General features: G+C 69.2%; 8 protein-coding genes. 3 read left to right on the forward strand and 5 right to left on the reverse strand.

Annotation, left to right across the window (positions count from 1 at the left end):
* The coding region (locus G5C51_RS37055) for a nitroreductase family protein (protein WP_206314719.1) at positions 1-929 on the forward strand (929 nt) is incomplete at its 5' end.
* On the opposite strand, the gene G5C51_RS37060 is transcribed toward G5C51_RS37055, so the two are convergent.
* Positions 907-2,289, reverse strand: a complete 1,383-nt coding sequence (locus G5C51_RS37060; RefSeq protein WP_165244468.1) for an MATE family efflux transporter — start codon at positions 2,287-2,289, stop codon at positions 907-909. The two genes, G5C51_RS37055 and G5C51_RS37060, sit on opposite strands and share 23 nt — an antisense overlap.
* Before the next feature lie 470 nt (positions 2,290-2,759).
* Here G5C51_RS37060 and dnaB point away from each other — a divergent pair, with 470 nt between their 5' ends.
* Together dnaB and G5C51_RS37070 are read left to right on the forward strand one after the other, a co-directional pair.
* A complete protein-coding gene (gene dnaB, locus G5C51_RS37065) occupies positions 2,760-4,232 on the forward strand; it encodes a replicative DNA helicase (RefSeq protein WP_165244470.1) in 1,473 nt (490 codons plus the stop codon).
* A gap of 354 nt (positions 4,233-4,586) precedes the next feature.
* Positions 4,587-5,618: a restriction endonuclease gene (locus G5C51_RS37070; RefSeq protein WP_165244472.1), complete on the forward strand. Its 1,032-nt coding sequence runs from the start codon at positions 4,587-4,589 to the stop codon at positions 5,616-5,618.
* A gap of 97 nt (positions 5,619-5,715) precedes the next feature.
* Here G5C51_RS37070 and trxA read toward each other — a convergent pair whose 3' ends face one another.
* The 4 genes from trxA to G5C51_RS37090 form a co-directional block, all read right to left on the reverse strand.
* Positions 5,716-6,072 carry a thioredoxin gene (gene trxA / locus G5C51_RS37075; RefSeq protein WP_165244474.1) on the reverse strand — a complete coding sequence of 119 codons (357 nt, stop codon included), beginning with the start codon at positions 6,070-6,072 and terminating at the stop codon, positions 5,716-5,718.
* Positions 6,069-6,503, reverse strand: coding sequence for a MerR family transcriptional regulator (locus G5C51_RS37080; RefSeq protein WP_165244476.1), 435 nt, complete (start codon positions 6,501-6,503; stop codon positions 6,069-6,071). Before G5C51_RS37080 ends, trxA begins: the two co-directional genes overlap by 4 nt.
* Positions 6,504-6,546: 43 nt before the next feature.
* Complete coding sequence (locus G5C51_RS37085) at positions 6,547-7,788, reverse strand: low temperature requirement protein A (RefSeq protein WP_165244478.1); 1,242 nt, start codon at positions 7,786-7,788, stop codon at positions 6,547-6,549.
* A 56-nt stretch (positions 7,789-7,844) separates the two neighbouring features.
* On the reverse strand, positions 7,845-8,583 hold a 739-nt coding region (locus G5C51_RS37090; protein ID WP_165244480.1), incomplete at its 5' end, for an ABC transporter ATP-binding protein.

Raw genomic sequence — 8,583 nt, forward strand, 5'->3', positions numbered from 1 at the left:
ACCTGGAACCCCTCGCCCGCCGCGCCCCCAGCGCCCACAACACCCAGCCCTGGACCCTCGACTACGCCGACCACCTCACCATCGGCTGGGACCCCGCCCGCGAACTCCCCGCAGGCGACCCCACCCGACGAGATCTGTACCTGTCGCTGGGCGCGTTCATCGAGACCTATCTGATCGCGGCGGCCGACGCCGGCCTTCCCATACGGGCCGAGATCGCCGTCGACCCCGACCGGCGGCAAATCGCCCGGCTGCACCCGGCGCGCGAGTGCTACTCGACGCCGTACACCGCCCGCACCATCACGGCGCGCGGCTGCGCCCGCGGGACGTACGAGAACGGGCGGCTGCGGACGGAGGAGCTGGCGCGCGTACGGGAGCAGCTGCGCTGCACGGCGCTGGTCGAGTTGCCAGCTAAAGCACTGGTCGCACGGGCGCTGCGGGCGGACCGGTGGCTCTTCGGGAATCCGGCGGTGGTACGGGAGTTGCGCACCTGGCTGCGGCTGCGCCGGGGCGATGCCGCCGGGGACGGCCTCACCGCCGAGGCCCTCGGCCTCTCCGCGGCGGAAGCGGTGGCCTTCCGCGCGGCACTCGCCGGACTCGGCCCGCTGCACCGCCTCGGCCTGCCCGGCCTGCTGGCGCGTGCACAGGCAGGACTACTGCGTTACGACGGCAGCGTGCTCGTCCTCACCGGTGCGCAGGACAGCCCGACCGAGATGGTGGAAGCGGGCCGTGACCTGGTGCGAGCCTGGTACGCGCTCACCGAACTGGACCTCGCCGTGCATCCACTGAGCCAGCTCCTCGACTGCCCGGCGACATCAGCTGACCTGCACCGGACCCTGAACGCCCGCCCCCTGGCCGCCTTCCGCGCAGGCCGCCCGGCGACACCGCCGCCGCGCTCCGCCCGTCTCGCTACGCCCGCACCGCGCCCGTGACGATCCACCGCCCCGAACGGGCCCGCCACCACAAAGTCGCCATCCGCGTGGCCATCATCAGGCCCATCGCCCACCACACCGCGGTCAGCCCGCCGCCCATCGCCGGCACCAGCAGCGCCACCGGCGCAAAGACCGCCAGCGTCACGATCATCGCCCAGGCCAGATACGGACCGTCGCCCGCACCCATCAGCACACCGTCCAGCACGAACACCACCCCGGCCACCGGCTGCGTCACCGCCACCACCAGCAACGCCGGCAGCAACCGGTCCTGCACCGAGGCATCCGACGTGAACAGCGGCAGGATCAGCGGACGCAGCGCCACCACCAGCACACCGAGCACAACGCCCGTGGCGACACCCCACTCCACCATCCGCCGGCACACCACCCGCGCCCCCTCCGCATCGCCCGCACCGAGATAACGGCCGATGATGGCCTGCCCCGCGATGGCGATCGCATCCAGCGCATAGGCCAGCAGCGACCAGATCGACAGCACCACCTGATGCGCCGCGATCGACGCATCGCCGAGACCGGCCGCCACCGCCGTGGCGATCAGCAGCACGGCACGCAGCGACAGCGTGCGCACCAGCAGCGGCACGCCGGCCTTCGCGCTCGCCCGTATCCCGGCGCCATCAGGGCGGAGAGGGGCGCCGTGGCGGCGGGCGCCGCGCACCACGACCAGCAGATAGACGGCGGTCATGCCCCACTGCGCGATGACCGTGCCCCACGCGGAGCCGGCGATGCCGAGGTCGGCGCCGTAGACGAGGGCGACGTTCAGAGCAATGTTTCCCGTGAAACCACCGATCGCGACGTACAGCGGCGTCCTCGTATCCTGCAGTCCGCGCAGCACGCCGGTCGCGGCGAAGACGATCAGCATCGCCGGGATGCCGAGGGCGCTGATCCGTAGATACGTGGTGGCATACGGGGCCGCCGTGGGCGAGGCGCCGAAGAGGTCCACCAGCGACGGCGCCGCCGGGATGGCGGCCGCGGCGAGCACGCCGCCCAGAAGCGCGGCGAGCCAGATGCCGTCGATCCCCTGGCGCAGCGCCGCGCGCGTATCGCCGGCGCCGATGCGGCGAGCGACGGCGGCGGTGGTGGCGTAGGCGAGGAAGACGAAGACGGCCACGACGGTCTGCAGCAGTGCGGCGGCGACGCCGAGGCCGGCCAGCTGCCGGGTGCCGAGGTGCCCGACGACCGAGGTGTCGGCGAGGATGAAGAGCGGCTCGGCGACGAGGGCGCCGAAAGCGGGGACGGCGAGGGCGATGATTTCGCGGTCGTGCCGTCGCTTACGGCGGCGTTCCGCCTGACGGTCGTCGCCGCGGTGGGCAGAGCCGGACGGCGAGGTCAGGCGGGCATCGGTCATACAGCCAATCTAATCTTCCACAGGTAAGAGACGCAAGACCCGGATGACCCTTACCTGCACACTCGGAGCCAACCCTTCCGGCTAGCTCCGCGCGCGATCCGGAAACCCGTCGCCAGGTTTTTCTCCTCCACCGCTGGTGGACGACGAAAGCGCAGGTCAAAGGAGTGATCACGGAGTGATTGTGTGCTTGTCCACAGCACTGTCCCCCGCTCCGTCCCCAGTAATCACTGACTCATCCACAGCCAGCGTTGAGTAATCCACACCCCCTGTGGATGAGTCAGTTGGCGGGCGTCTCACCAGGCGCCTACGGTGGGGCGGCTGCCCGGCGTCTCCCGGTCCCCACGAGGGTCCTCGCGTATCACTCGGCCGACGCGCCGTAAGCGGAGCCGGACGTCTCAGTTGTCAGAGTCGTGCCGTAAGAAGGAGAGCGGACGCGGCGGCGGTAGGCGCGGCCCGGGAGGAGGGGCGGGATGTCGGAGTACGTGGACGATCCACCCGTCGACCATGGCGGCCCGAGCGACCGGCTGCCCGTTTCCCGGCGGTCGAACGGCGGCCCCCGCGGCGGCGAACAGCACGACCGCGGCCCGGAGGACCCCTTCGGCGCCGGCGCTCCCGCGGCCTTCGAGCGGGTCCCCCCGCAGGATCTGGACGCGGAGCAGTCGGTCCTCGGCGGCATGATGCTGTCGAAGGACGCCATCGCTGACGTGGTCGAGGTCCTGAAGGCCCACGACTTCTACCGCCCGGCGCACGCCACCGTCTACGGCGCGATCCTCGACCTCTACGCCAAGGGCGAGCCGGCCGACCCCATCACGGTGGCCGCGGAGCTCACCAAGCGCGGCGAGATCACGCGGGTCGGCGGCGCCTCGTATCTGCACACCCTGGTCCAGACGGTCCCCACGGCGGCGAACGCCGAGTACTACGCCGAAATCGTCCACCAGCGGGCGGTGCTGCGCCGCTTGGTCGAGGCGGGCACCCGTATCACCCAGATGGGATACGCGGCCGACGGCGAGGTCGACGAGATCGTCAACTCCGCCCAGGCCGAGATCTACGCGGTGACGGAGCAGCGGACGTCGGAGGACTATCTCCCGCTCGGCGACATCATGGAGGGGGCTCTCGACGAGATCGAGGCGATCGGCTCCCGCAGCGGGCAGATGTCCGGGGTGCCGACGGGCTTCGCGGATCTGGACTCGCTGACGAATGGGCTGCACCCGGGCCAGATGATCGTCATCGCGGCGCGTCCGGCAATGGGTAAGAGTACGCTAGCGCTCGATTTTGCCCGAGCTTGCTCAATTAAGAGTAATTTGCCGAGCGTTATTTTCTCTCTGGAGATGGGGCGCAACGAGATCGCGATGCGTCTGCTGTCGGCGGAGGCGCGGGTGGCGTTGCATCACATGCGGTCCGGGTCGATGACGGATGACGACTGGACGCGGCTGGCGCGGCGGATGCCGGAGGTGACGGATGCGCCGCTGTACATCGACGATTCGCCGAACCTGTCGATGATGGAGATCCGGGCGAAGTGCCGTCGCCTGAAGCAGCGGAACGACCTGCAGCTCGTCGTCATCGACTATCTGCAGCTGATGCAGAACGGCGGCTCGAAGCGGGCGGAGAGCCGGCAGCAAGAGGTCTCCGAGATGTCGCGAAACCTGAAGCTGCTGGCCAAGGAGCTCGAGGTCCCGGTGATCGCGCTGTCGCAGCTGAACCGTGGTCCCGAGCAGCGGACGGACAAGAAGCCGATGGTGTCCGACCTGCGTGAGTCGGGTTCGATCGAGCAGGACGCCGACATGGTGATCCTGCTGCATCGTGAGGACGCATACGAGAAGGAGTCCCCGCGGGCGGGTGAGGCGGACCTGATCGTGGCGAAGCACCGTAACGGCCCGACGGCGACGATCACCGTGGCCTTCCAGGGGCACTACTCGCGGTTTGTGGACATGGCGCAGACGTAGCCGGTGGCCCGGGTGGGGCTGTCTGCGGAGAGTCACCACCGGCACGCCGCGGGCGCTGAAGCTGTGTGCTGTGGTGGTGGAGGGCGTGGTAATCGGCCGAGCGGAGGCCGATGCCTGGGCCGTGGTGGCACGTAGGCGGGCGTCCGTGGGCTGAATTGGCGGCCTGACGTGGGCGTGCTCGGCAGGCGACTCGGCCGGTGGCTCGCAGTGTGGTTCTGGGAATGGCATTACGTTGCGTTGGGTGCTGTGCGCACAGGAATGCCGAAATTGCGTTCCATTGTGTGAACTGGTCTGAAGATCGGTGCAGTTGGGCGCTCGTCACTGATTGTGTTCGCGGCGGAGGTGATTCGCACAATGAGCGAACACGGTGAAACGGCGCTGCTGGAGTCCCGGACGCTGCGGGACAGCGTCATGCGGCGGACTGAGGTGCTGGACCGGGTCAAGGCGCTGTCGTTGCTGCCGGATGGCACGTATGTGACGACGGCGATGGTGGCGGCTTACTTTGAGGTCGGCGAGAACGTCATCAGGGCGATGGTCCATGATCATCAAGAGGAGTTGGCGGCCAACGGCTATCGGGTCCTGTCAGGCGCAGAACTGAGTTACTTCAAGCAACTCTGTGGCATGCAGTCGAAGGCCCGCGCCGTTGCCTTGTTCAGCAGGCGCACGGTCTTGAACGTCGCCATGCTGCTCCGGGACAGCGAAGTCGCACGTCAGGTGCGTATCTACCTGCTTGACATCGAGGAGCAGGGTCGTCAGCAGCCTGTGGATAACTTAAGCCACGAGCTGGTGGAGTCGCTCGTTGAGCGCATGGAGCGCACTGCCCAGGCTGCGGTGGGGCGATTGCTACCCATGATCAACGCGCTCATCGAGAGCGCGGGGGAACAGCGCAGGGCGACCCTCGCACTCACCGAGCGAGCCCAGCGCATGGAGGTGGAGCTCACCCGCGTGGGCCGGGATGTGCAGGGGCATGAACTTGCGCTGCAGGATCGCACCCTCGCCGGGGTCATGGCGGACATCGACGCCATGAACTGGCGGGATTTCGAGCTGTATGTGGCCGAGTTGTGCATCCGCGACGGCTGCACGAATGTGCGCGTTATCGGCGGCAAGGACCGGGGCGTGGACATCGTTGGGGTGACGCCGGACGGCAGTCGCCTCATCGTTCAGTGCAAGCGGTATCAGCCGTTCCGCTCTGTCTGGAGTGCGGATATGCAGAGGTTCCTCGGAGCGGCGAAGGTACAGCATCGGGCCGAAGTAGCGCTGTTCGTGGCTTCGTGCCCGTTCTCGCGGGAGGCGCTGGCGATTGCCCGGGAGTACGGGGTGACGCCGGTCGACCGGGCGATGCTGCAGGTGTGGGCGGCCGGGTCGCGGCTGCAGCCGTTTACGTAGAGCGCCGAGCGGGTGGGCCCGAAGTCGCAAGGCGAAGTTGCGGCTTCGGGCCCCGGTCATCGTAGCGATGCGTCGGGTTTCACGTGAAACCTCGCGTTCAGTACGCCCCGTCGAGGAGTTCCTGGCGCAGGCGCAGCTTTGAGCGGGCGCCGACGACTGAGCGCATGGGCTCGCCGTCGCGGAAGAGGATCAGCGTCGGCATCGAGAGGACGCCGTATGCGGCCTGGGTCTCCGGGTTGGTGTCGACGTCCAGTTGGACGATCTTGAGGCGGCCTGCTTCCTCCTCCGCCAGCTGGGCCAGCACCGGCTTGATCATCTTGCAGGGCGGGCACCACGTCGCGGTGAAGTCCACCAGCACGGGGAGGTCGCTGCGCAGCACCTCTGCTTCGAAGGTGGCGTCGGTGACGTAGGCGGGCTCGGTCTTCAGGGCGGTGGTGGTGGTCTGCTGGGTCATGCCCGGTCCTCCTGGAGTGGGGTCACAAGTTCGCAGCGCGGCTCCGGGGCGTCCGTGGCGGAGGCTGCCACCTCTTCGCGCGCTGCCTCCGCCTGGGCAAGCTGGCCCGCGATCTGGTCGCGTACGCCCGTGAGTTGGCCGATCATCGTGTCGAGTTCGGCGAGCTTGCTGCGGTAGACCTCGATCGAGGCCGGGCAGGAGTCGCCGTGCGGGTGCCCGGCGCGCAGGCACTCCACGAACGGGCGGGTCTCCTCCAGCTCGAAGCCGAAGTCCTGCAGCAGCCGGATCTGCTGCAGCAGCCGCAGGTGTTCCTCGTCGTAGGCGCGGTAGCCGTTGGCCGTGCGCCGGCTGGGGAGGAGGCCGCGGGCTTCGTAATAGCGGAGCGCGCGGGTGGTGGTGCCGGCCCGGCGCGCGAGTTCGCCGATCTGCATGCCGGTGACGCTACGCCTTGACGCCGACGTCAAGGCCAGCGGTTTATGCCTTCGGCGTCGTGGGCGGTTCGGGGGTCTCGGTTGCTTCGGACGTTCCGGGTTCCTCGGTTGCTTCGGGCGCCTCGGACGTCGGGCAAGGCGCCAGGCGGTACTCGATCGCGAGCAGCGCCACGATCACCGCGACGAGCGCGATCAGCTGCACCGCGGCGTTCACCTGCGTTCCCAGCGGTACGGTCGCGAGCGCGACGGCCGCCGCCGCGGCCCGGCCGGCGCGTGGGCGGATGCCCAGGACCGTACGGAAGGCGGCGTCGCCGGCGAGGTACAGCGCCACCCCGCCGGCCAGGGCCACGGCGGGGCCGGTGTGCAGGTGTTCGAAGAGGTGGCCGAGGGACTTCTTCACGCCTGCGGCGAGGCAGACGATGCCGAGCAGCATCGGGATGAAGCTGTAGAAGTACGCGTTGATCGAGAGGCGGAAGCGCTCCTGCGGTCCGGCGGCGGCGAGCCGCTCCTCGGCCGCGTCCTCGTCCCGTACGAAATAGGCCCACCACAGTCCGGCGGCCAGGGCGAGGCCGAGGAGGGTGGCGGTGATGGTGCCGGCGTCCAGGGGGAGCTCTTCCAGGCCTACGCCGATGGCGATGACGGACTCGCCGAAGGCGACGATGAGCAGGAGCCCGTGGCGTTCGACGAAGTGGTCGCTGCGGACGCCGCCGAGCCGCTGCTCTTCCGCCCGCGTCGTCTCGTCCGCGCGCCGTAGCACCAGCCGGGAGGTCAGCAGTTGCAGCGCGATCGCCGCGATCCACAGCACGTCGGCGACGGTTCCGTCGGTCGCGCCCGCGGCGATGATGAGGGCGGCGCCGAGTGCGTTCGGTGCCGCGAACCACAGCGTCTGCCATCCGTTGGCCTGGATGAACAGTGCGCCGTGCACCAGCACCACGAGCAGGTAGCCGATGCCGAAGGCCACGCCGTCGTCGCCGAAGGCGCCTGGGATGGCGAGGGCGCAGAGCAGGAAGGACGCCATGCCGGCGATCAGCAGCAGCCGGCGGGCGGGGCGGTCCGGTGGCACCTGGTTGGTGAGGTGCGCGTAGGCGCCGTACATCCAGAACAGCACGATGAAGATCAGCAGTACGCGGCCGGCGGATGTCCACGTCAGGTGGTGGGCGAGCAGCACGGTCAGCTGCGTCAGGGTGAAGACGAAGACGAGGTCGAAGAAGAGCTCGAGCGTGGAGACGCGGAGCTCGCCCGGGTGTTCCTTGCTGTGCTCGGCCGGGCCTGCTTCAGCCGTCATGACGTGCCCCCACTGTCTTCCCCCAGGCTGCTTCTGCGTGCGGCAGAGAGCCTACGTCAGCCTCGGGTGAAGGCTTCGTACTCCTGGAGGACCTCCTCGGTCGGTCCGTCCATGCGCAGTTCGCCGCGTTCGAGCCACAGGACGCGGTCGCAGATGTCGCGGATGTTCTTGTTGCTGTGGCTGACGAGGAAGACGGTGCCGGCGCGTTCGCGGAGTTCGCGGATGCGGGCTTCGGAGCGCTTCTGGAAGCCGCGGTCGCCGGTGGCGAGGGCTTCGTCGATCATCAGGACGTCGTGGTCCTTGATCGAGGCGATGGCGAAGCGGAGGCGGGCGGCCATGCCGGAGGAGTACGTGCGCATGGGGAGGGAGGAGAAGTCGCCCTTCTCGTCGATGCCGGAGAAGTCGATGACGTCTTTTGCGCGGGCCAGTACGTCCTGCTTGGGCAGGCCCATGGCGAGGCCGCCGAGGAGGACGTTGCGTTCGCCGGTGAGGTCGTTCATCAGGGCGGCGTTGACGCCGAGGAGGGCGGGCTGGCCGTCGGTGTAGATGCGGCCCGACTCGGTGGGCAGGACGCCGGCGATGGCGCGCAACAGGGTGGATTTTCCTGAGCCGTTGGTGCCGATGAGGCCGATGGCCTCGCCGCGGTGCGCGGTGAAGGAGACGCCGCGCACGGCGTGCACCTCGCGCACGCCCGGCGCCTTGGCGCGCGACAGGATGCGGCCGAGCGCGGCGGTGGCGGCGCCGCGGCCGCGGGAGGCGCCGTGGATGCGGTAGGTGATGTGGACGTTGTCGGCG

This window comes from Streptomyces coryli (assembly GCF_011044975.1).
Lineage (GTDB): Bacteria > Actinomycetota > Actinomycetes > Streptomycetales > Streptomycetaceae > Streptomyces > Streptomyces coryli.